Source organism: Providencia sp. PROV114, from assembly GCF_032704305.1.
Taxonomy (GTDB): domain Bacteria; phylum Pseudomonadota; class Gammaproteobacteria; order Enterobacterales; family Enterobacteriaceae; genus Providencia; species Providencia rettgeri.
On record NZ_CP120528.1, the window covers coordinates 470945 to 494042 of the forward strand.

The 23098-nt window shown below is 40.2% G+C and carries 17 protein-coding genes; 6 read left to right on the forward strand and 11 right to left on the reverse strand.

Annotation, left to right across the window (positions count from 1 at the left end; translation table 11 throughout):
• Positions 1-43 precede the first annotated feature (43 nt).
• The 9 genes from P3L37_RS02045 to P3L37_RS02085 form a co-directional block, all read right to left on the reverse strand.
• Complete coding sequence (locus P3L37_RS02045; RefSeq protein WP_110731440.1) at positions 44-865, reverse strand: helix-turn-helix domain-containing protein; 822 nt, start codon at positions 863-865, stop codon at positions 44-46.
• Between the two features lie 502 nt (positions 866-1367).
• Complete coding sequence (locus tag P3L37_RS02050) at positions 1368-2594, reverse strand: SGNH/GDSL hydrolase family protein (protein ID WP_272667547.1); 1227 nt, start codon at positions 2592-2594, stop codon at positions 1368-1370.
• On the reverse strand, positions 2566-3735 hold the full coding sequence (locus tag P3L37_RS02055; RefSeq protein WP_109912621.1) for a DUF459 domain-containing protein: 1170 nt from the start codon (positions 3733-3735) through the stop codon (positions 2566-2568). Before P3L37_RS02055 ends, P3L37_RS02050 begins: the two co-directional genes overlap by 29 nt.
• Positions 3722-5140, reverse strand: coding sequence for an MBOAT family O-acyltransferase (locus P3L37_RS02060; protein WP_272667548.1), 1419 nt, complete (start codon positions 5138-5140; stop codon positions 3722-3724). Before P3L37_RS02060 ends, P3L37_RS02055 begins: the two co-directional genes overlap by 14 nt.
• A 511-nt stretch (positions 5141-5651) precedes the next feature.
• Positions 5652-6461, reverse strand: coding sequence for a protein bax (locus tag P3L37_RS02065; RefSeq protein WP_109912620.1), 810 nt, complete (start codon positions 6459-6461; stop codon positions 5652-5654).
• A 491-nt stretch (positions 6462-6952) separates the two neighbouring features.
• Positions 6953-8098 carry a DUF4056 domain-containing protein gene (locus tag P3L37_RS02070; protein ID WP_109912619.1) on the reverse strand — a complete coding sequence of 382 codons (1146 nt, stop codon included), beginning with the start codon at positions 8096-8098 and terminating at the stop codon, positions 6953-6955.
• On the reverse strand, positions 8098-9243 hold the full coding sequence (locus tag P3L37_RS02075; protein ID WP_109912618.1) for a BamA/TamA family outer membrane protein: 1146 nt from the start codon (positions 9241-9243) through the stop codon (positions 8098-8100). The genes P3L37_RS02070 and P3L37_RS02075 overlap by 1 nt, the downstream gene beginning before the upstream one ends.
• Positions 9243-10262: a hypothetical protein gene (locus P3L37_RS02080; protein ID WP_109912617.1), complete on the reverse strand. Its 1020-nt coding sequence runs from the start codon at positions 10260-10262 to the stop codon at positions 9243-9245. The genes P3L37_RS02075 and P3L37_RS02080 overlap by 1 nt, the downstream gene beginning before the upstream one ends.
• Positions 10263-10498: 236 nt before the next feature.
• Positions 10499-10681, reverse strand: coding sequence for a hypothetical protein (locus P3L37_RS02085; protein WP_004915146.1), 183 nt, complete (start codon positions 10679-10681; stop codon positions 10499-10501).
• Between the two features lie 253 nt (positions 10682-10934).
• Here P3L37_RS02085 and P3L37_RS02090 point away from each other — a divergent pair, with 253 nt between their 5' ends.
• The 6 genes from P3L37_RS02090 to arnT all read left to right on the forward strand — a co-directional run bounded on the left by P3L37_RS02090 (position 10935) and on the right by arnT (position 19746).
• Positions 10935-12392, forward strand: coding sequence for a DUF4026 domain-containing protein (locus P3L37_RS02090; RefSeq protein ID WP_209102635.1), 1458 nt, complete (start codon positions 10935-10937; stop codon positions 12390-12392).
• A gap of 173 nt (positions 12393-12565) precedes the next feature.
• On the forward strand, positions 12566-13021 hold the full coding sequence (locus P3L37_RS02095) for a regulatory protein RecX (protein WP_004915141.1): 456 nt from the start codon (positions 12566-12568) through the stop codon (positions 13019-13021).
• A gap of 252 nt (positions 13022-13273) precedes the next feature.
• Complete coding sequence (gene dcuC / locus P3L37_RS02100; RefSeq protein ID WP_004915139.1) at positions 13274-14632, forward strand: anaerobic C4-dicarboxylate transporter DcuC; 1359 nt, start codon at positions 13274-13276, stop codon at positions 14630-14632.
• 275 nt (positions 14633-14907) lie between these two features.
• Entirely contained in the window at positions 14908-16167 is a 1260-nt protein-coding gene (locus tag P3L37_RS02105) for an aromatic amino acid transport family protein (RefSeq protein WP_004915136.1), read from the forward strand.
• 292 nt (positions 16168-16459) lie between these two features.
• Entirely contained in the window at positions 16460-17734 is a 1275-nt protein-coding gene (locus P3L37_RS02110) for a bifunctional O-acetylhomoserine aminocarboxypropyltransferase/cysteine synthase (protein ID WP_109912614.1), read from the forward strand.
• 368 nt (positions 17735-18102) lie between these two features.
• Positions 18103-19746 carry a lipid IV(A) 4-amino-4-deoxy-L-arabinosyltransferase gene (arnT, locus tag P3L37_RS02115; RefSeq protein ID WP_109912613.1) on the forward strand — a complete coding sequence of 548 codons (1644 nt, stop codon included), beginning with the start codon at positions 18103-18105 and terminating at the stop codon, positions 19744-19746.
• 65 nt (positions 19747-19811) lie between these two features.
• Here the strand turns inward: arnT and P3L37_RS02120 are convergent, their stop codons facing one another.
• On the reverse strand, positions 19812-19988 hold the full coding sequence (locus tag P3L37_RS02120) for a hypothetical protein (RefSeq protein ID WP_162598844.1): 177 nt from the start codon (positions 19986-19988) through the stop codon (positions 19812-19814).
• The gene (locus P3L37_RS02125; RefSeq protein WP_109912612.1) at positions 19985-23089 is read right to left on the reverse strand and encodes a MexW/MexI family multidrug efflux RND transporter permease subunit; all 3105 of its coding nucleotides are present in this window, start codon (positions 23087-23089) and stop codon (positions 19985-19987) included. Before P3L37_RS02125 ends, P3L37_RS02120 begins: the two co-directional genes overlap by 4 nt.
• Positions 23090-23098 lie beyond the last annotated feature (9 nt).

The following is a 23098-nucleotide window of genomic DNA, read 5'->3' on the forward strand; positions in this document are numbered from 1 at the left end:
CTCATCATAATAAATGATGAGGCTTAACATTTTAAATTATAAACTATTTGAAGAGCGAAAATGTTGCTGCGGATTGTGCGTGAAAATTTTTAAATGCCAGTAAAAAATAAGGAATATCATCATAGCCAACTTCTTGAGCAATACGTGACATAGGCATATTTTCTGTTTTCGATAATATCATCGCTTTATTCATTCGCGACATTAAGCTAATTTTGGAAAAACTGGTATATTCACTGGCCAGTCGTCGTTTAAGCGTTGAAGAACTCATATGAAGTTTTTTCGCGATAGTATCTAAAGTATGGCATTGTTTACCTGCACTATGAAAAATTAAGTCATACACTTTATCTTTTATCGAGATATTTATTGATGCATACAATGTAGGGATAAATTCATTTACCAGTAAAAAAAATGACAAAATAAAACCCAAATGAATATGAATAATATTCTGGTTAGTGGGTGAGTTAACTTCTTTAATGGCTGAGTGAAATACATCTTCAATAATTGGGTTTTCTTGTAAGTTAGTACAACAGATTTGACTTATTGAAGATGTTTTTTTCTTACTAATAAATAATGCAGACTGTTGTTGATAAAAGGATTTTAACATATCCGTGGTTATTGGAAGTACATCCACAGCGAGTAGATTGTGATTATCACGATTAATTATCTCAATTGATGCTCCTTTAGGAAGAAAACAGATATCTGAGGCCGTCAGTTTTTGCCATGGGCCTTCTTCTATTCGAATGTCAATTTCACCCGAGCTCAGCTTAAAGAGTAGGGAGTGAGTGAGGTAAAAGCTATTTTTTATTTTATTTGATAGCGTTTCAATATAGGTATGAAACGATTTTACACAGAAATTAGTCGACATTTTTGAACCTAAATAAATATTACCTACGATTGCGACCGTAAAATTATTCTGGCTGTGTCAAAGAATTGTTCACGGTTTCCATTTTAACAACAAACCCTGAGCTTGCATAAGGTGAGAAGCGGTTTGTTATTACCTCCTTGTTTTATAAATCGCAGCGTATAGCGATGTGGTTTACTAGAAGGGATGTAGGGATACTAATTTTATGCGGTGTATATTGATTTAATTAATGGTCACAATTTTTTATGTTTTTTAGAAGGAAAAATAAATTCGAAATTAGTCAGTAGTATTCCAAGAATGACATTTTTAATTTGTTGTTTTTATTTAAAATAATTATTTTAGCTTTAAAATTGGAATTGGATTTTTAGGGTGATAAAAAGATAAGTAAGAAAAAAGCTAAAGTGAAATGGCCACTATTAGGCGATAAATATTAAAAATAGTCGTCGTCAATAAAAAGGCAGGGTACGTTGAAATACCTCTGCCTTATCGTGCATTGAGTTAGTCATTAATTCAGTATTTGGCTTAACTGACTATATAAACCTTGAGCACTCTTTTTGTACCCTTCAACAGAAAGGTGAACATTATCTGGGCGGGCTAAATCTTGCGCTGCCCATGTGCGAATTGAACAAGGGCCACCCATAAAGGCTTGCCAGTCCCAAAATAACGTATTTTCCTGAGCAGCGACGGCCTTTTGAATTTGAATCACACTCATTAAATTCACAGGCATTTGAGCTTGGCAACTAGCTGCATTATTAAATTTAAGTGAATCATTCGGGCCGATAAGCAAAATAACACTGTTAGGCATTTGTTGGCGAATTAAGCGGATTTTAGCACGTAAATTTTGCTCATAAGCGGCTAAATCTAACGTATCATTAAAAGCTTCATTGGTTCCATAAGCTAAAATCACCATGTCAGGCGACATTTGCGCTAAAGTTTCGCTCCATTGTGGCTGCCATTTATCTGCCATACTTAATGTTGCACCATTGAGCCCAAGTGCTGAAAGCATCACTCCTGGTTTTTGTGAACGCACTAACCACCCACCGATTTTTAACCCATTACCTTTATTAACAGTAACCTGAGTGGGAAGTTGGGTATTTACAGGGGATGAAAATAGCCACTGGCTCCCCGTGGCGGGTAATGCAACACTGGGGGAAACAGCAGGAGCGACACGCATTTGTGAATCACCTGCGCTTTGATAGAGAGTTTGTAGCTGGTAAGCACCTAGCGCAGGCTGTAAAGGCTTAAGCACCACTTTGCTGTTGGCAGTTTGCGGCTCGGCAATTAGCCCACCAAGTGGGTAATCAAAGCGTTCATCTTTACGGCTGGAAGCCAGAGACCACTCCTTCTTTTCGCTTGTGCGATTAATGGTTGCGGTACGTTGCCCCGGTACTGAAATAGGCGGAATAAAACCTGGACCGGCATCCCCATAGCGTTGCTGGAACAAGGTTCTTAAATTGCCACTGAAAAAGTCAGCGGCGGTGTGTGAGTCACCAATTTGGACAATGTGCACTTGTTGGTTGCCTTGGTGCAGCTTTTTCGCCAACAGTGGCAAATTAGGCTCGGCGTTATTGATCAACTGCCCTTGTGCAACCGCAGGCCGGCCTTTGGGTAGGCTAGTCGTACGTGTTTTGTCTGATGTGTTCTGGCAAGACAATAAGCCCAGCGATAAAAGCGCAATCACGCTACCCGCCAATATTTTGGACTTAGCTTGACACAGTTTGTTCAGTTTCATGAGGTTCCTTTTCTTCCTCTTCTTCGAAATGAATGAGTGAGAATACTTTTTCAGCAATCAATTGTTGGCCTTTTCCGCTGAAATGGATCCCGTCACCACTTCGCAATTTAATTGTACTGCTTGCATCACCGATATAGTCAGAATAGGTATCGCCTTTATATTTAAAGACATCATTAACAGAAAAGTAAATTTCGCCGTTATCCTCAACTTCAGATTGGTAGAGGCTACTCAAGAATTTCATACCATCGGAGAGCGTATTTTTACGCATATTAGGGGGGCCAACCCAAATAACATCAACATTGTGCTGGCGAGCGGTCGATATTATATCACTAATCCGTTCACGGTACACTTTTTCCCAATCTTCACTTTTAAATTTGACGTATTTATAACCCGTTTGTGGTGGCATATCCCAAGGGTCATTAGGTCCTAAAAAAACGACGAGAACCTTAATGTTCGGGTTATCATTCAATGCCTTGGCAATGGTTTGTGGCCAATTGAAAAAGCGTGGATATGCTAATCCTGTACTTTGTTTGCTTAGATTAATGCTATCAATATTATATTTTTTCAAGAGCATGTTTTTAACATGTGGAGCAACACCTTGCATCATGGAGTCCCCCGCAAACAGGACTTGTTGGCCTTTTTCAATATTGGCTACATGTTTTGGCACGATTGGCTGATCTTTTTTGATAGTAAAACCACCAAAGTTAATTTTGGGGTTTTTCTCCCTAGCTTGTGGTCGTTTCAGGCGTTCAGGGAAGGTAATCGATAAGCTTTCAGCTGGATAAATATAGCCATTCACAAAATGAAGGCCAACTTGAAACTCGGTGGGAAAACTGAGTGTTTTGTCTTTATTGGCCAATGCGATTTCTGCCGCTTGCTTGTCTTCTTGCGCTTTTTGCCCTGATGCGTAGTAAGTAAATAGGCTTCCCGCTTCAAGTGCACCATCATGTAAATAAGCTCCATAATCCCAGATAGGATTCCCCGCCATTTTTGCCCATGGGGTATCTTGGTGATATTTCTGCTGCCAAAATCGTTCTAGTGAGCTTTGATTCAACCAAATTAATAATAGGCCGGCAACGAGGACAATAAATAAAATCTGCCCAACCTTGATGAGGGTATTTTTAAACTCAGAAGTTAGCATAAATAAACCCCGGCATACCTGAAGGAGAAAGCATAAACATAATGGTTAGAATAATCGCGAGCGGAATAGGGTAATAATACCAAGGAATAGTTTGGTATTTTTTCGCTACATAATGGTAGGCTTGTACAAAATAAGGGTAGGTAATCAGTAGTAGCCAAAATGCGACTAATAGCCCCAAGCTTGCATTAATAGAAGCGATAAAACCAGGGGCAATGATTTGATTGACCATTAACAGGGCATCATCAAATGAGGCGCTGCGAAAGAAGATCCAAGCAAAACAGACGAAATGGAAAGTAATAATACGCGACACCCAAACTGATAATGTTTTATTAGGGATCACTTGGGTCCATCCTAATTTTTCCATGCATAAATTCTTAAGATTGAGCAATACAATCCCTAATCCATGAATGGCCCCCCATACCACAAATGTCATTGCAGCACCGTGCCATAACCCTGAAATGACCATAGCAAGGAATACATTAGTATTCATACGACTAAAACCTTTGCGGTTACCGCCAAGGGGAATATAAATGTAGTCGCGAATAAAGGTTGATAAGCTGATATGCCAGCGAGCCCAAAACTCTTTTAAATTTGCAGCTAAATAAGGCGCATTAAAGTTAACAGGAACTCTAAACCCTAATAATAACGCGATGCCTGTCACCAGATTGGTATAACCAGAGAAGTTAAAGTAAATATTCCAAGCATACGCATAGGTTGCTATTAGAATCTCTCCCGCACTGTAACCCACAGGGGCATCAAAGACAGGGTTTACAAAATTTTCAGATAAGTAAGAGCTAAATAAAAACAATTTCACCAGTGCTAATGAGATAAGCAATATGGCTTTTCGAGGATCTAAAACCTCACGGCTTTCAGCTTGTATTTGAGGAAGAAAGTTCTTCGCACGATTGATTGGCCCCGCAACGATGCTGGGAAAAAATGCAAGGTATAGTGTCACGTCAAAGAAATCGGCTTTGGGAATTTCTTTGCGACAAACCGATACCGTATAGCTTACCGAGTGGAATACATAAAAGGAGAGGCCAAGAGGTGCGAGTATTTCCAATATAGGAAGACCAACACTAAAACCAAATTTGTCGAGTGTTTGTTGGATAGTCTCTTGAAAGAATGAGTAATATTTAAAGGTGGTAAAGAAACCAATAATGACGGCGGTAAGAATACCGTATATCCATCGACTAGAGAGCCAATTAGTTGCGACATTGGTAAGCAAATAAATGATCAGTGTGTAGCTAAATAAAATATAAGCAAAGTCAGGGCTAAATGAATAAACAAAAAAATAGCTAGCAGTGATTAATAAGCCATTCTGTAGTTTTGCACTGGGCTGACAACCCCAATAAATAAGAAAAAAAATTAAGAAAGAGCCAAGAAACTCAAAAGAGAAGAAATTCATATTAGACTCAAAGATGTTAATTATTTTGTTAGAAGGTGAGGGTATATGATATTTGATCTCTTTTTCTATGCAATCAGAATATTGCTCGTCATATTTCGAGCGGTGACTTTGTTGGCTACGTTCAGCTACCCTAGTCACATACTTATGTATGCTCCTAGGGATATCCTCTCTTGCCGCCTCGCCACCACTCGAACTATTTAGAGCAATAGAGTTAATCTAAAATAACGAATAAAAACCATCAAAAAAACAAGTAATGCATTTAATTGGCTGTAGGGAGCCTCTCTTGCCGCCTCGCCACCACTCGAACTATTTAGAGCAATAGCGCCAATCTAAAATAATGAATAAAAACCATCAAAAAACAAGTAATGCATTTGATTGGTAGTAGGGGCCCTCTCTTGCCGCCTCGCCACCATTCGAACTATTTAGAGCAATAGAGTCAATCTAAAAAACAATAAAAAAATCCACTTAACGAAGTGGATTTTTTTTATGTCTTGTACCTGGTGATACAAAATTAAATGCGAGTGGCTGCTCTTTGTTGAGCTTGTGTAATCAATTCTTCATTACTCGCGTACATCTCTTGTAAATAGCGGTTATAGGTTGAACCTAACTCTGAGTACCCTTTCATATCATTGATTAGCTTTTTAGTATCTAGCTCATCTTTTGATAGGCGTTGCTTTGCTCGTGAAGTACGCAGTGACTCATAAGCATTATGGGTATTCATGTTCTTCATATAAGCAGTCACAGTATCTTCTACAGAAGTATAGGAAGAATAGCCTTTGACTTTACCTTTCTTAGTTTGGCAGCCGCTACCGCAGCGCATACCAAATAAATTACCGTTTTGCAGAGCAAGTTGTGAAGTCCCCCAGCCAGACTCTGTTGCTGCTTGTGTTGCAACTAAGTGCGTTGGCATGATGTCGACACGACTCAATAGTTTGTCCCAATTTAAACGTTTTGGGTTACTACACTTCATACCATAACTATTACAGATTTGCTCAAGACGGCGCAATTCTTGGGCGCTCCATTTCTTGTTAGCTCGTACTGATAACAACCAAGTACGTTCAGCCATGATCTGCTTATTCACTTTTTCTATAACAGGGACAACCGTTTTCAAAAATGCTTTCTTTCGAGGTGTACCAGAAGGGTATTTACGTAAATCAGGGAGTGAGGTTTTAGCCTGACTTACATTCTGTTGCACAGTTTTATTAGTATACTCTTTATTGAGCATTGTGCTGGTACTGGTGGAGCCCATACTCAGGCTCGAAAATAAAAGTAAAAATAAGAAAGCGAAGACGGCGTTTGTCCTCATCGTTCGAGAGGGCATTTGCTTCTCCTAAGTATCTCTGAACAAAATTCGAGCGAATATTAGCAGATTAATTTTTTACGAGCTACATTTATCCGGGTGACATTAGGGAAATTTCTGTATTATTTTGTAGACTTTTTTATATTATTATGAATAAACTGATTTTAAATGGTGTAAAGTTTCTATTGGTATATTTTCATATGAAGAATAATAAATTAAACTGTTCATTTCTGTGGTGCCTGAGCTTCACTTAAGTTAAATTTGAGTAAAAAACATACAGTTCATGTAGTTATTACAGGGTTATTTTGTCTGAAAAACAAGCAGTTGATAGGCTGTTTTTTAACCAAAATGAGATCTCCATCGTTTTATTAAAGCCTATCGAGGTGACAAAAGTGAAATAAAATTATTATCTGTAAATGAGTAAAAAGTGATATTTAGCTTAAATTTTAAGTACGGTAATGTCAGGGCAAAGATTTATTGAGTGACTAATATGGATATCATAAATAGGTCTTTTAAGGTTTTAAAATTTGTTGCAGTAAATCTTGTTGTTTCGCATCGTCCGCTAGCTGTTGAAAATCTGACACCGTCCAATAAGAAGTTGGTTTGGGGAGCAGTTTCATATCATCAGTAGGGAGCAAACGCAGTTGTGCGAGCAATGACAAATCATATTTGAGATAGCGATCAGGCAACGTTAAAAATAAGCCTTCAGACGGCATAATTTGTGGAGGCATCAGAGGGTAACGTTGGTCACTTGTTTGGTAATCTCTTGTTAAAACAAGAAATTTCTCCGGAACTCTACGGTAACTGTTCCACCATAAACCATCAACGCTATCAAATATTTTTCGCGTGGTTTTTCTATCTTTGCTACCGAGCTGGTGAAGTGCCAGTGGAAGAATATTTTCCATTGATTGAGAATAAGTGGCTAAAGAGTCTGCTCGGCCTTGTAGTATCAAAGTTAAAGCGAGGCGGGAACCCAGTAAATTTGAGTACAGGTCTTCAGGGGAAAATGCGGAAATCCCTTCGGAAAATCCTGGTACAGATTGATAACCATACCACTGGGCAATTTCATGCCATACCGCGAGCTGGAAAGCCAATTTTGCGGCTAAGTAGGCGCTTAGGGTATAACGTTGTTTGGCAGATTGTGGTGGTTCAAATGCACTGAAATGAATTTGTCTATCCGCTAACTCTTCACTAAGTGACAGCGACCATTGTTGACCAAGGCGTGGGTAAATTTGGCTAAATAAGTAAAAAGTATAATCTGCAGTATCTCTGACATGGGAAATATCAATAAACCCGCTTTTATCTGTATAGAGTAAGCCTATTTTTTCATTACTGAGCCCCATTAATGCAGCAGAGGCACCTAAAAAGCTGTCATTATAATGATGTTCACCGAGGCTATCTGCTTCAACGATATTATCGATAGTGTAAAACGGGACAGGTAATCCCCACAGTTCAGCTTGCAAGTTGTAGCCAAAAGCGCAGCAAGCGCGCAAACCTTGTGGAGGAGCTAAGGAAGCAACCACAGGCCAAGCTTGTGAGGCCGCTTCAAAAGTATAGGGGGTAATTACAGGCTCAATGGCAGGCAATTCCAGTTTGTCATGACTTTGGCAGGCGGCTAATAAAAGCGCAATCCCCATTGCCAGAACCCATTTGAACATTAAAATGCCTCCCCAACCTGAAAATACACCCCGGTACTGTTGCGGCCGACACCTAAATCCAAGCGAACATTCATTCTTGGTTTAAATTCAAAACGGTAGCCAACACCTACGGTGGGCAACCAATGCCCTTGACCTAATTCGGACGCAGTATCGCTCATGGTTCCTGTGCCTAACCAACCAACAACGCCATGGCGCCAATCGAGTTTATGGCGGAGTTCTATTTGGCTGGTGAATATATTGTTATCACGATAACGGCCTTCGTAATATCCGCGCATGCGGTTACCATTACCGAGTAATGATAGCTGGTTCCACGGTACATTTCCGCTTGAAAACCTCGCATAATTATCGAATGCAATAATAGTCTCTTCGGCTAAGGTATGGTAATAGGCATATTGTAATTGGGTGGTTTGGAAGCGAGTATCGCTACCAAGGTTAGGTGTAAAATAAGTATAAACAGCCTCAAAAGCTTGCCCATGATAGGCATTGGGTAGAAAATCTCGTGTGTCATAGCTGTAATATGCACTGATGCCTGAATTTAACACTGAACGACCCCCAATTGACTTGGAGAAATACTGTTTCGCACCATCATCAGGATCGCTGGCATTGATTGATGAGAAGTTCCAACCGAGCCCAACATAAGTAGAATCAGTCAGTTGGTATAAGGCTCTTGGAGTTATTTGGAACTCTTGAGAATGGTACTTTTCTTTATTGTGATCATTTTTCCCTGCAGAATATCCCTTACCCCAATAATAAGTGGGAATATTGTTAATGGTGCCGGAAACAAATAACCGCCACTGGTCGTTATCAATAAAATTATAATTGGTAAAATTTAAGCCAAATGCGCCGGTCGACGACGCAAAACCGCTTAAGCCAATAGAAGATGGCTGGGTTTGTTTATCTTCTTTATCTATTCGATATAAACCAACCAGTGCGGTGCCAATACCAATGCCCATTTCGGGGGTATAAAATGGCCCTGGTAATATGCCCCAATCTACAGTTTTACTTTCATCAAAGCTATTTTCCCCACCGAGATCGTTTAGCCAGCCATCGATTTGCTGGCGGTCAGGAAGAAAATCAGCTTTAGCAGGAAAAATAATAAAAAGGCTGAGCAAGACCAGCCTTTGAATAATTGCCGAATGCCACATTAAAAACGGAATTCCCCAGAAATATAAAAACTATTCCGGTTATTAAAACCGATTTCGGTTAACACATTAAAGTTTCGAGTGAGTTCAACCCGAGCACCGACAGTATTATTCCATTTATGGGCAAGATGCTGTTTAACATCGAATTTTGCATCGTCTGGTGCTAATGCCATTAACCCACTCAATTCAGGCGGTAAATCTAGTTTACTAATATCACCTTTGAATCGTTGAGTAATATCTTGATACATGGCACCAGTCCAAATTTGTAGTTTTGTATTACCTTGACCAGGGATCAAAGGTTCAAAGATAAATTCATAACCAACCCGAGGAGTTACAACAAAAGCAGTAATGTCACCGTCTAAGATATCAAGGCTTGTTCTGGTATAGTTAAAATCTAATGTACTAAAGAATTGGTTATACCCACCAGCGAAGGTAACACCACCACCATACGTTTTTCCTTTATAATCTAATTCAAAAGGCAGATTTTTACCGATATCAATTATATTCTCTTTGCCAAAAATTTTGACTCGAGCTTTTACGCTATCAAGATTTGTGGTTGATGTACCTTTGGTTTTTCCATAAACGCCATATACGTTCATAAATGGAAAGACCCAAGTATCGAGTTTTAGCATATGTGATTCATTCTTACTGCGTGTATGTCCTGTTTTAATCATTAAATCATCATTTAAATCGAATTTAACAAAAGGAATATTTACGCCCTTTTCTGATTTAAAGGCTATTTTATCAACTTTTATATCTTGACGTAGGTTCATATATCCATAGCCGATCCCAAAAGGTTCCGGTAAATCATACCCTCGAGCGCGGGCCTCATCGCCCCAAATCGGCAGTACTCGTGACTCTGTGGTAGAAGAACGAGTAATGCCGCCTTCGCTATTATTTTGTGGTACTCCAGATTCACTTACAGAGACTGAAAATAATGGACGATCGCTATCGGCAAAGCTCACAGACATGCTCATAATAGAAGAAAGGATCAGTGCAGTACTGAATTGAATGCGTTTCATAAAATAGGCTCAATATTTGGACAATAAAGAAGTGTAATAGATAAATTGTTATTAGTCGTACAGTGATGATTAGAATTCTATCATTAGAAATTCATTTTTAGATGGCGCTTAATGCTTTTTTGTTGATAAGTTGAACTAAAGAAATGCGCGTTTATTATTCATTTAAAATGGTTATATGAAAGGGATAGGGCAGGTGCCGATATAATAAACAATACCGGCACGGAGCAGGCAAAAGGCTATTTTTTAGTTTGCTGATGAAACTTAACACGCTCATGAAAATAGGCTTTCAAATGGTCTTCCATTTGGTGAATTTTTTCTTCTAAGGCGTTGACCAACACTTCATCGCTATTCATATCGAAAACGCGTTGCATTGCGAGATCATCGACATATTCTTTTTGTGCTTTGGTTAAATCAGCCATATTTGAATTACCTTTATTGAAATAGAACTTTTTGCTTCATCAATATAAAGCAAATTAAAGAAAGAGCATTATTGTGCCTCAGTCAATACCGTATGAAAAGTAGAATAACTGATTGTCGAATAATGATTATTTGTTAACTTAGTTGCAATACGAAGGATCAAATCACAATCTCAGTTTGTTAAGAATAATCACAATATTCTTAACGAATATAAGCTGATATCCTCGCCACAGTCACTTATTAATAGGTCTAAAAATGAATAATAAACAACACTACCTTGATACCGCAGCAGGTGAGGGCGAGAAAGAAGCATCAATGATGGTTGCTATTCCTGGTTCTGAGCTGACGTCTTTATTACTTGAGCAGCGTTTAGAAGAACAAACTTATTTCACCGAGGGTGAGATAGATTACATTCCAGAGGATGGCGGTTTTTTCTTTAGCTGTAAAAAAGATGAAGAAGAATTACGTTTTTATATCGCTTTAGTGGATAGCGACCCTGAATATACCATCAACCCTTATTTTGCCACTGACCCAATCAGCCCTGAGTTGTATGCAGAAGCAAGTGCAGCCCCTCAAGCGGTAATTGTTGAGTGCTTATTTCAAGGGCAACCATTAGTCAATTATCTGCAGCAGCTAAAGGTTATTCAAATCTTGGTGCCCGATCTATTACTGGGCTTGGATATTTCTGCCGCAGGGAAAGTGTTTACTCGTGAGTGGCTTAATTTCCAACTCATTGATGATTTGATGCCAAGCATTGATTCTTTGTATGTTGTTCATGCTATTTATGACCAAGAAGATAACGAAGACAAGCCGGAAGAAGAGCGTGCTCCGACTATGTATTGGTTCCACACGCACGGTTTGGCACGTTGTGGTTTGTCGGAAGCGGAAATTATTATACCGCACCCGATTGCTTCTTATTATGGTATTCCCGAACTGTTTTGGAGCTTTGTGAATAACAGCATTACTCACGGGAAAATCGTGTTTAATGAGCCCATTTTTATTGGACAAACCCAAACGGGCTATGAGTATTTAGTTGCAGTACCGTTTGAAGAAGGGCTGCTGCATGTAGGGAAATCAACCCCAATTGATGACTTAAAACCACTAGAAGAGATGAACTTCGAGTTTGGAGATGTGTCATCTGAACGTTTTATGGGGGATTGGCATGATAGAGATGAATCTCATCAACACCCATCCGCTATGCTGTTCCGTGTGACACAAGAAAACCCAGTATTAGAAAGTTTCTTTGAAGGTTTTGAAGATCAAAACGCCATGATGTTTATGCGCACCGATGAAGAAACGGCAGATATGTCGCGTAAAGCTAAATTGCGTTGGGAATATTTCACCCATATGTTAGATAACTATGGGCCAAAACAGGTCGCTCAGAAGAAAGGCTTTTTTGCCAAATTCCTTGGTAAAAACGAGGAAGCTGAAGATTCTGAATGGCGCTTTTTAGTGAAATGCGGTATTGGCTACCATGATGCGGAAGAAGATTTCGATGGTCATGAACATATGTGGTTTGAACCTGTTTCTTGGCATGGTGACCAATTTGAAGGGCGCTTAATAAACCATCCTTTTTATGTGCAAAATATGCAAGAAGGGGAAGTTTATCCATTAACACGTGATGATATTACGGACTGGACAATTTATTTCCAAGACGGCAGCTATACTCCGGATACGATATATAAACTGCTAAGTGGTACTCAAGTTCACTAACTCGTCATACTTCAAGCTGCATGGGTGTTGACTGCACTTAGCCAGCCGAATCACATACTTATGTATGCTCATCGGTCTGTCTTCGCTTGTCGCCTACATGCAACGTAGAGTACAAAGGTTTATGTTAGACTGGGCGCGCAATGCGCCCAATTTAATGATGAAAGTTTAACGCCATGAATGAATCCGAGCTTTACCAATATGCCTTATTTATGCTTTCCCGCCGTGATTACGGTAAAGCTGAGCTATTTGCCCGTATGAAACGGCGTATGTATGAAAAAAATGAAGGCATTATTGACGAGCCTTTAATTGAATTGGTGCTTGAGCGGTTAAGTGAGCAACATTTTCTTGATGATGACCGTGTTGCAGGGCTATTAATGCAAGGTTATCTGCGCAAGGGATACGGCCCATTGCGGATAAAACAAGAAATGCGGCAGAAAGGTTTTCCTGAAACGATTGTGGAAAAGCATTTTGCTACTTTAGATGTAGATTGGTTTGAAAAGGCTGCATGGGTGCGCAGTAAGAAGTTTGGGGATAGTATTCCTAAAGATTTTAAAGAAAAAAGTAAGCAAATTCGTTATCTGCAATATCGCGGTTTTTTTGGTGATATGATTTATGAGTTATTTAGTTAATCAATTTTCCTCTTTAATGTGAAAAACATTGCATAGCTAAACAAAGCTGATTTTCCTATTCTTTATTAATATTTGGGGCTATCAGCTGTAAATGGGTAGCTAAAATAGATTTTTTATTTATTTCTCTTGTGTTTTAACGCATTTCTATATTAAAAATCATCTGCTGACATGATCATTGTCAGTGAATTTTGCTTAATAATTAGGCAGAGTAATTTTTTTATAATTACAAAATAAGACAGGCAGGAGAAATAAATGATTGAGCTCTTAATCGGCGTTATTGTCGCCATTGGAGTTGGGCGTTATATCATAAAAGGATATTCCGCAACGGGAGTGTTAATGACCGGGGGTATTTTACTTCTGATCATTACCGCTATTATGGGAAAAAGTATTTTACCAGGTTCTGTTCCGACGACGGGGTGGCGTGTAACAGATATTTTGGAATACATAAAATTCCTATTAATGAGCCGTGGTGGCGACCTTGGGATGATGATCATGGTGCTATGTGGGTTTGCATCTTATATGACTCATATTGGGGCGAATGATGTCGTAGTGAAAATCGCATCTAAACCATTAAAAATGATCAATTCACCTTATTTGTTGATGGTTGCTGCTTATATTGTGGCATGTTTGATGTCGCTAGCCGTTTCCTCTGCAACTGGCCTTGGGGTATTACTGATGGCGACGCTATTCCCTGTCATGGTGAATGTCGGGATCAGTCGTGGTGCAGCTGCGGCAATCTGTGCGTCACCAGCGGCAATTATTTTAGCGCCAACGTCTGGTGATGTTATCTTAGCGGCAAAAGCAGCCGAAATGCCATTAATCGACTTTGCATTTAAAACAACTTTACCGATTTCTATCGCGGCAATTGTGGCCATGTCAATCGCCCACTTTTTCTGGCAGCGTTATCTCGACAGAAAAGAAAATGTCACAACTGAAATGTTAGATGTTAATGAAATTAAAACTCATGCACCTGCTTTCTACGCTATTTTACCTTTCACACCGATTATTGGTGTTTTAGTGTTTGATGGCAAATGGGCGCCTGAATTGCATATTGTTACTATTATTGTTGGCTGTATTATTTTGGCAGCAGTCATTGAATTTATTCGCAGTTTCAGCGCTAAACACGTCTATAGTGGCTTAGAAGTTTGTTATAAAGGCATGGCAGAAGCATTTGCAACGGTCGTGATGTTATTAGTGGCAGCAGGGGTGTTTGCACAAGGTTTAAGCACCATTGGCTTTATTAAAGGGCTAATTGACCTTGCTCAATCATTCGGTTCAGGCGCTATAGTGATGATGATCGCACTGGTGGTGATCACGATGTTAGCCGCGATGACAACGGGGTCGGGTAATGCACCATTCTATGCATTCGTTGAGCTAATACCTCACTTAGCAAAACAAATGGGGGTCAATCCGGCTTATTTAGTGATCCCAATGCTGCAAGCCTCTAACTTAGGTCGGACTTTATCGCCTGTATCAGGGGTTGTCGTGGCCGTGTCTGGTATGGCTAAAATCTCTCCGTTCGAAGTGGTGAAAAGAACGTCAATCCCAGTTTTAGTTGGATTGGTTGTGGTTGTGATTGCGACAGAAATATTAGTGCCTGTCTATCTGTAAAACTTCAGTTTCTCAGATAAAAAAAGGGCTGAATGAATCATTCAGCCCTTTCTCGAATTAAAAATTAAATACTTTATATCTAAAATTTACTCTTTTAATTAATTGCGAAATTATTTATTTACAGAATAATTACGTGGCATTTGTTTTTTTACGTTATTAACGAGATCTACACCAAAAAGTTGAAAAAAATAGCGTAATTAAATTAGGTACTACTGCTCATTTAATGCAAAATCTGCACATCTTATTTTAATAACGTTAATGATGAAGAACACAAGATGAGCACAATTGAAAAAGCAGTAGTCGCAGTAGATAAACCTGCCAGTAAGTGGACCTATAAGGATTTTACTTGGGTACTTTCTTTATTTGGAACCGCTGTTGGCGCAGGTGTTCTATTCCTGCCAATTAAAGCCGGTGCCGGGGGGTTTTGGCCATTAGTCGTATTGGCAATAATTGCCACTCCAATGATTTGGCTGGCCCATAAAGGGTTAGCTCGCTTTGTTTTATCTTCAAAAAATCCAAATGCGGATATTACCGACACGGTCGAAGAGCATTTTGGTAAAATAGGCGCAAATATTATTACCTTTGCCTATTTTTTTGCTATTTACCCTATCGTATTGATTTACGGTGTGGGTATTACAAATACGGTTGATTCGTTTCTTGTCAATCAACTAGGTATAGATCCACTACCACGATGGTTATTGTCTGGCGTGCTGATTGCTGCAATGACTGCTGGGGTGGTATTTGGTCGTGACCTGATGTTAAAGCTCACGTCTCTAATGGTTTACCCTTTGGTCTTCATTTTATTAGCTTTATCATTGTATTTAATTCCTGAATGGAATATGTCAATGCTAGAGGTGGCACCAGACTGGAGTTCAATGCCAGTGGTTGTTTGGATGGCGATCCCCCTTATCGTATTTTCATTTAACCATAGCCCAATCATCAGCCAATTCACCAAAGACCAGCGCCAACAATTCGGCAATAATGCTATTGTGAAAACAGATATGATCACTGGCGGGGCCGCATTAATGCTGACTGGCTTTGTGATGTTTTTTGTTTTCTCTGTGGTGCTATCATTAAGCCCAGCTGAACTTGCTGTTGCTAAAGAACAAAATATCAGTGTGTTATCACATATCGCAAATATCAATCCATCGCCAATCTTGTCTTATTTAGGGCCGATTGTTGCCTTTGCTGCGATTGTATCGAGTTACTTTGGCCACTTCTTAGGGGCTCACGAAGGTTTAGTTGGGTTAATTAAGTCTCGTTCTTCTTTTTCTGTAAAGAAAATTGAAATGGCATCCATGCTGTTTATTGTGATTACAACGTGGATTGTGACTATTCGTAACCCAAGTATTTTAGGCATGATTGAAACGATGGGGGCGCCAATGATTGCCGCTATTCTGTTTATTCTGCCTGTTGTGTCGATGAATATTGTTCCTGCGATGAAGAAATTTAGCACGTCAAAACCTGCACAAGTTTTCACCTTTATTTGTGGGTTAGCATCTATTACTTCTGTTATTTATGGCGCTTTCTTGTAGTTATAAATAAAGTTATATAAGAAACAAAGCCATGACCTGTATGGGTTGTGGCTTTTTTTATATCAATACGAAATAGGTTATAAGGATAGACATTGATATAACTAATTTTTAAGCTGAAAGGGTGATAATCACCATTGTCGTATCTATCTATGTGAAATAATTTCAAGTTCAATTAGTTGCTCGATATGACGTCTTAGGTAATATCTAGAGTTATCACAGAATCATAACAACATAATTATGAACCTCCTCTGGCAATTGCATTTTTTCCAGTGTGTCGTAACAAGGATAACGAATGAAATTAGAAACATTATCGATTCACGCGGGTTACTCTCCTGATCCTACAACCAAGTCTGTTGCCGTACCGATTTACCAAACGACTTCTTATGCTTTTGATGACACTCAGCACGGTGCTGACCTCTTCGATTTAAAAGTCGCGGGTAATATTTACACGCGAATTATGAACCCAACGAATGATGTTCTAGAGCAACGTGTTGCTGCCCTTGAAGGTGGGGTTGCAGGGTTGGCGGTTGCTTCTGGAATGGCGGCAATTACTTATGCGATTCAAACAGTCGCACAAGCTGGGGACAACATTGTTTCCGTGGCAAAATTATATGGCGGAACATACAATTTACTTGCCCACGCTTTGCCACGCTTAGGAATTGAAACCCGTTTTGCAGAGCACGATGATTTAGCAGCGCTTGAAGCGCTTATTGATAACAAGACTCGAGCCGTATTCTGTGAGTCAATTTCAAACCCAGCGGGTTTTATTGTGGATATTGCTGCACTCGCTGAAGTTGCACATCGCCATGGTGTGCCTTTGATTGTCGATAATACCGTAGCGACCCCATATTTATGTCGCCCATTTGAACATGGGGCGGATATCGTGGTTCATTCATTGACTAAGTATATTGGCGGCCATGGTACATCACTGGGTGGAATGGTTATTGATTCAGGTAAATTCCCATGGGCAGAGTATCCAGACCGTTTTTCATTATTGATAGAGCCTGACGTGGCTTATCATGGTGTAAGCTATACTGAACATTTTGGCGCCGCTGCCTTTATTGCGCGTTGCCGTGTTGCCCCACTGCGCGGAACGGGTGCTGCATTGTCACCATTTAATGCGTTTTTAATTCTACAAGGGTTAGAAACTCTCGCGTTAAGAATGGATAGACATACTGAAAATGCACTAAAAGTTGCGAATTACCTCGAAAATCACCCTCAAGTGGAATGGGTGAAATATGCAGGGCTACCGAGCAACCCTGAACATCATTTAGCACAGAAATATATGAACGGTAAACCTGCCAGTATTATGTCGTTTGGTATTAAAGGTGGCCAAGAAGCAGGAGCTCGCTTTATTGATGCCTTGAAACTGATTGTGCGGTTGGTGAATATTGGTGATGCTAAATCACTAGCTTGCCACCCTGCATCAACGACGCATCGCCAGCTCAATGACGCAGAATTAGCACGAGCCGGGGTTTCCAGAGATATGATTCGTTTATCAATTGGCATAGAACATATCGATGATATTTTAGCCGACCTTGAACAAGCGTTATCTGCGGCCAAATAGCTTTACTTGGTATGAATAATAACCGGTTATGGTGAATACCCTGACCGGTTTTTGTTTATAAACTGCCGTACACTTTTTTGTATTAATGACTAATATTAAGAACGAATTAAATTTTCACCTTATTTTTAAATACTGAACTATTCTTTAAACACTCAGTCTTATTATTTGATTCTTATCTCTTTTTGTATATGAATTGTAGTATTCATTTATTGATTGTTTATATACAGTGACCTTTCTACCAACTAACGTTCGATTTGTTTAAATGAGGTTTAATTGCCATAACGATAATAGCTAAATAAAAAGAAAGTGTTTTTCAAATGAACTAAATAAAATTATTAAATATTAATAACAAGAATGGTTGAGATGAGATGATTATGGCAAACAATAAAGTTGCCTACCTTAAATGGTGCCTGTTATTCGGTTTTGTCCTAGTAACCTATTTTTTACCATTAAACGGTAGGTTATTGTGGCAACCGGATGAGCTGCGGTATGCAGAAATTAGTCGGGAATTAATTATTAGTTATAACTGGAGCGTTCCTGAACTTTTAGATATTCGTTATTTTGAGAAGCCTATTTTTGGTTATTGGGTAGGGGCTATTTTCCAAATGTTATTTGGTGAAAATAACATTTCGGTTCGCCTTGGCGTAGTATTTAGTACATTAGTCAGTGGGCTATTTGTGTATCTCAGTGCCAAAATGGCTTGGAAAAACTCACGTCTCGCTTTCAACGCGGTGTTTATTTATCTTTCAATGTTGATGGTCTTTACCATCGGCACCTACAATATTCTTGACCCCATCGTGACAGCATTTATCACTATGGTGATTTTCTTTTTTCAATGGGGGTTAACGACAAAATACTTCTCTCATAAATTATTCGCCTTCATGATGATGGGGGTAGCCTGTGGGTTAGGCGTATTAACAAAAGGCTTTCTTGTTTTAGTGCTGCCTTTACTGGTGTGTTCAGTAACTGCCATCTACTTTAAGCAATTCAAAGAAGTGTTTGTTTTCTCTTTTGTTTCGCTATTTACTGCTTTTGTCGTGTGCTTACCTTGGGCTTTTGTGATTGCCAGCCGTGAGCCTGATTTCTGGAACTATTTCTTCTGGGTTGAGCATATTCAACGTTTTATGGCGAATAATGCACAAAATAAGTCCCCATTTTGGTTTTATATCCCTATTTTACTCGCTGCGGTATTACCTTGGCTGGGGTACCTTTTTGGCGCACTACGCCACGCATGGCAGCAAAAAGGGTTACATATTTATTTTCTGATGTGGTTTATTGCGCCATTTGTGTTTTTCAGTATCACTAAAGGAAAATTACTGACCTACATTTTGCCTTGTATTGCACCTATTGCCATTCTTATGGCGGCCTACATTGAAAAAATTCTCACTGAGAGAAAAACACTGCCTATTCGCTTGAATGCATTGATTAACACACTAATTGGTGGCGCTATTGCTGGGGGAATTATTGTTTCTGCTTATTACCCTAAACTGAATGTGTTTCAGGCCGATGAAAGTGAAAAATTATGGTTAGCTGCGGGAGCCTTTATTTTTTGGTTATTGGTTGCCTTGGTCTCTTTCAAGCAACGGTTTTGGTATTTAGCCGCAGTGTGTACGGTGGCAATTAGCTTAACGGTAGGGCATGTGATCCCATCTCGTATTGCCAGTAATAATACTCCGCAAGAGGTGATTGCGAAATATCATCACCAATTAGCTGATAAATCTGTATTGTTAACCAATAATGTAGGGCTCGGTACCGCATTGGCATGGGTACTTAAACGTAGTGATATTACAATGCTTCACCAAACTGGGGAATTAGGCTACGGGCTCAAATACCCAGATGCCGCTAATCGGTTTTATAGCTTAAAACAGCTACCTGACTTATTAAAAAACTACCATTATAAAGATGTGGCGGTGGTCGTAGAAAGTTCTCAGCGTGAATTATTGGATGCATTACCCGGCAATCCAATTATTATTCGGGAAGGTAATCTTGTTTTAGCTTTTTACGAAGGCTAATAGAGTACTTTGTCATGTTGTTTGATAATAGCCGCCAAACCTAAATGGTTTGGCGGCTATTTACATTAGCGCGTAGGCTTACCTAATGTATTCGGGTACGAGGTGGAATGGTTTTTTTCCGGACCTGCGGGGAGACCATGATAAATTAATAGCATTGCCATGCTATTGCTCATCGTATTCACTTCCACTTCGTTGACTGTACGGTTGTTACGTTGATGACGGCTAGCTAACGTATTTCTCATTGGGACGTCTCCTCAGTTTCTTTGATTAGGCGATTCGCTTCGGCAAGCTCATAGCGCCTTGGGGTTAGTGCGGTTGCACTGTGATTACGGGCTAGTAAGGTATAAATGGTCGGTAAAACAAACAGGGTAAACAATGTGCCAACTAACATACCGGTGACTATCACTAAGCCTAAGCCAAAGCGACTATTCGCTCCTGCTCCAGTGGCGAATAGCAGCGGAACTAAACCAATCACCATTGCCGCAGTTGTCATTAATATTGGGCGTAAACGAATTTGTGCTGCTTTGAGAATGGCATGTCGTCTATCTAGTCCTTCATTGGCTTGTAATTCATTGGCAAACTCAACCATCAATATTCCGTGTTTACTGATTAAGCCAATTAATGTGACTAAGCCGATTTGGGTGTAAATATTCAATGTCGCATAGCCAAGTGCCAATGGAATCAACGCACCACAAATTGAAAGTGGAACAGTAATCAAGATAATCAATGGGTCGACTAAACTTTCATATTGTGCCGCTAAGACTAAGTAAATAATGATGAGCGCCGCCATAAAGGCAAAGGCGAGGGTGTTTCCTTCTTGTTTATATTGGCGCGAATCGGATTGCCAGTCATGGCTAAAACCGGCGGGTAGTTCATTGGCAATATCATCTAAATAGGCAACGGCTTGGCCTAACGTGACACCCGGGGCGGGTATTGCTTGGAAAATTGCTGCATTCTGCTGATTAAATTGCGTGAGTTTATTTGGTTCAACTTGGGTATTGATATCGACCACCGTTGACAGTGGGATCAGAGGTCCCGCTTCTGATTTCACATAATGGCGTGAAAGGGCTTCCGGTGTTAAGCGTTGGCTACGAATACTTTGAGGGATCACATCATAGGAGCGGCCATCCATCCCAAAGCGGTTAATATAGTTTTCACCCACTAATAAGGTCAGTGATTCGCCGATATCTTGCATGCGAATGCCTAAGCTATTCGCTTTTGAACGGTTAATACGGACTTCTACTACAGGATTGTTGTAGTCAAGGTCACTATCTACCACCATAAATAGGCCGCTTTCACGGGCTTGTTGCTTGATCTCTTCCATGGTTTTGTAGAGTACCGAATAATCCTGCGGGCTTCTGAGAACCATTTGGATTGGTAAGCCACCCGTTGAACCTGGTAAAGCGGGTAATTGGAAAACGAAAATACTGTTCCCCTCGACATCACCCACGCGTCCTTGTAAGTCCCCTTGGATCTCAGATGCGGCACGGTCACGCTGTTCCCATGACGTCAAGTTGGTTCCCCCAAAGCTGGCGGAAGGGCCATCGGTTCCGTTAATAATCCAAGTACTTTCCGTTTCCGGTAATTCCATGAAAACATCATGTAACTTACGCGAAAAGCGTTCTACATACTCGAGGTTAGCGTGTTGAGGAGATTTGATTGCCGTTAATACGCTGGATTGGTCTTCCACAGGAGCTAATTCACGAGGGGCAGATTGATAAAGCAGTGGTAAGCTAATGAAGACACCAATGGCAATAACACCTGTTAACCAACGGTTTTTCAAAGAGAAATTCAATACAATGGTATAGTAATGGGCTAAGGTAGAAAAGAAGGTTTCTGCCATACGCGCCATACGCCCTTCATTTTGTTTTGAGTTCAACATAAAAGAGCTCATCACAGGGGAAAGGGTTAATGCCACAATACCGGAAACAATAACTGCACCGGCCAAGGTGAGTGCGAACTCTTTAAATAAAGCTCCTGTTAAACCTGACATTAGCCCTATTGGCGCATAGACTGCAGCCAAGGTGATTGTCATTGCGATAACGGGCCCCGCTACTTCACGAGCCCCAATTAAAGCCGCTAAAACCGGTGATTTCCCTTCTTCAATATGGCGATGGACGTTTTCGACGACCACGATAGCATCATCGACAACCAGACCAATCGCTAATACCATGGCGAGTAATGTCAGTAAGTTAATACTAAACCCAAATGCCATCATCAGTGCGGCTGCACCTAACATTGATAGCGGAATAGCTAAAATTGGGATGATTACGCTGCGAATTGAACCTAAACACAGGTAAATAACAACGATAACAATCAATAGTGCTTCAATTAATGTGCTAATAACTTGGTCAATAGACGCTTTAATAAAGCGCGAAGTTTCAAATGCCATTTCCACTTTGACACCGGGCGGCAATGTTTTGGTGATGTCAGGCATCAATTGATTCATACCGTCAACGATTACCAGTGGGTTACCGGTTGGTGTGGCAAACAAACCAAGGTAAATCGCAGGCTCACCATTCATTAAACCACTGGTTTCTGTGGAAGCGGCTCCTAGCTCAATGGTTCCCACATCTTTTAAACGTACTAATCCATTGCCGTCGTTGCGGATCACTAAATCACGAAACTCATCGACATTAGTGAGGTCGGTATTAACATAAACATTAGAAATAACGAACTCGCCTTTGACTTTACCGGGAGCCGCCTGGTAGTTGTTTTGGCGAACCGCTTGCGCAACATCGGCAGCGGTTAGACCTCGGCCGGCTAATTTATCGGCATCAAGCCATAAACGCATCGCCAACTGTTGCCCACCAAAAACTTGAACTTTGGCGACGCCGTCAATTGAGGAATACATTGGCTCAATGACGCGTGAGATATAATCTGTCAGGGCAGGAATGGATAGATTGGTACTGGAAAAACCGATATAAGCAACCGCAGTGGATTCCCCAGAGGAAAGCTCAATCACAGGGTCATAAGCTTCTTTCGGTAATTTATAACGAACTTGGTTCACCTTCGCCATTACTTGTGCAAGGGCTTGAGTGGAGTCTCGGTTAAGTTCCATTCGTACGGTGACAAGGCTGCTTCCTTGCACAGAAGAAGAAGACAAATAGTCGACACCTTCTACAGAGGAAACCGCTTGTGCGATGGGTTGTGTCACAAAGCCTTGCATCAATTTAGCTGATGCGCCAGGGTATTGCGTGGTAATGGTGATCGTCGAGCTTTCAAGTTGTGGATATTGGCGAATAGGCAGCTTACTCAGCGCAAATAAACCAATTAACACAATCAAAGCACTGACTACGAGAGCCAGAACAGGTCGGCGAACAAAAATATCAGTAAATTTCATTACGCCTTC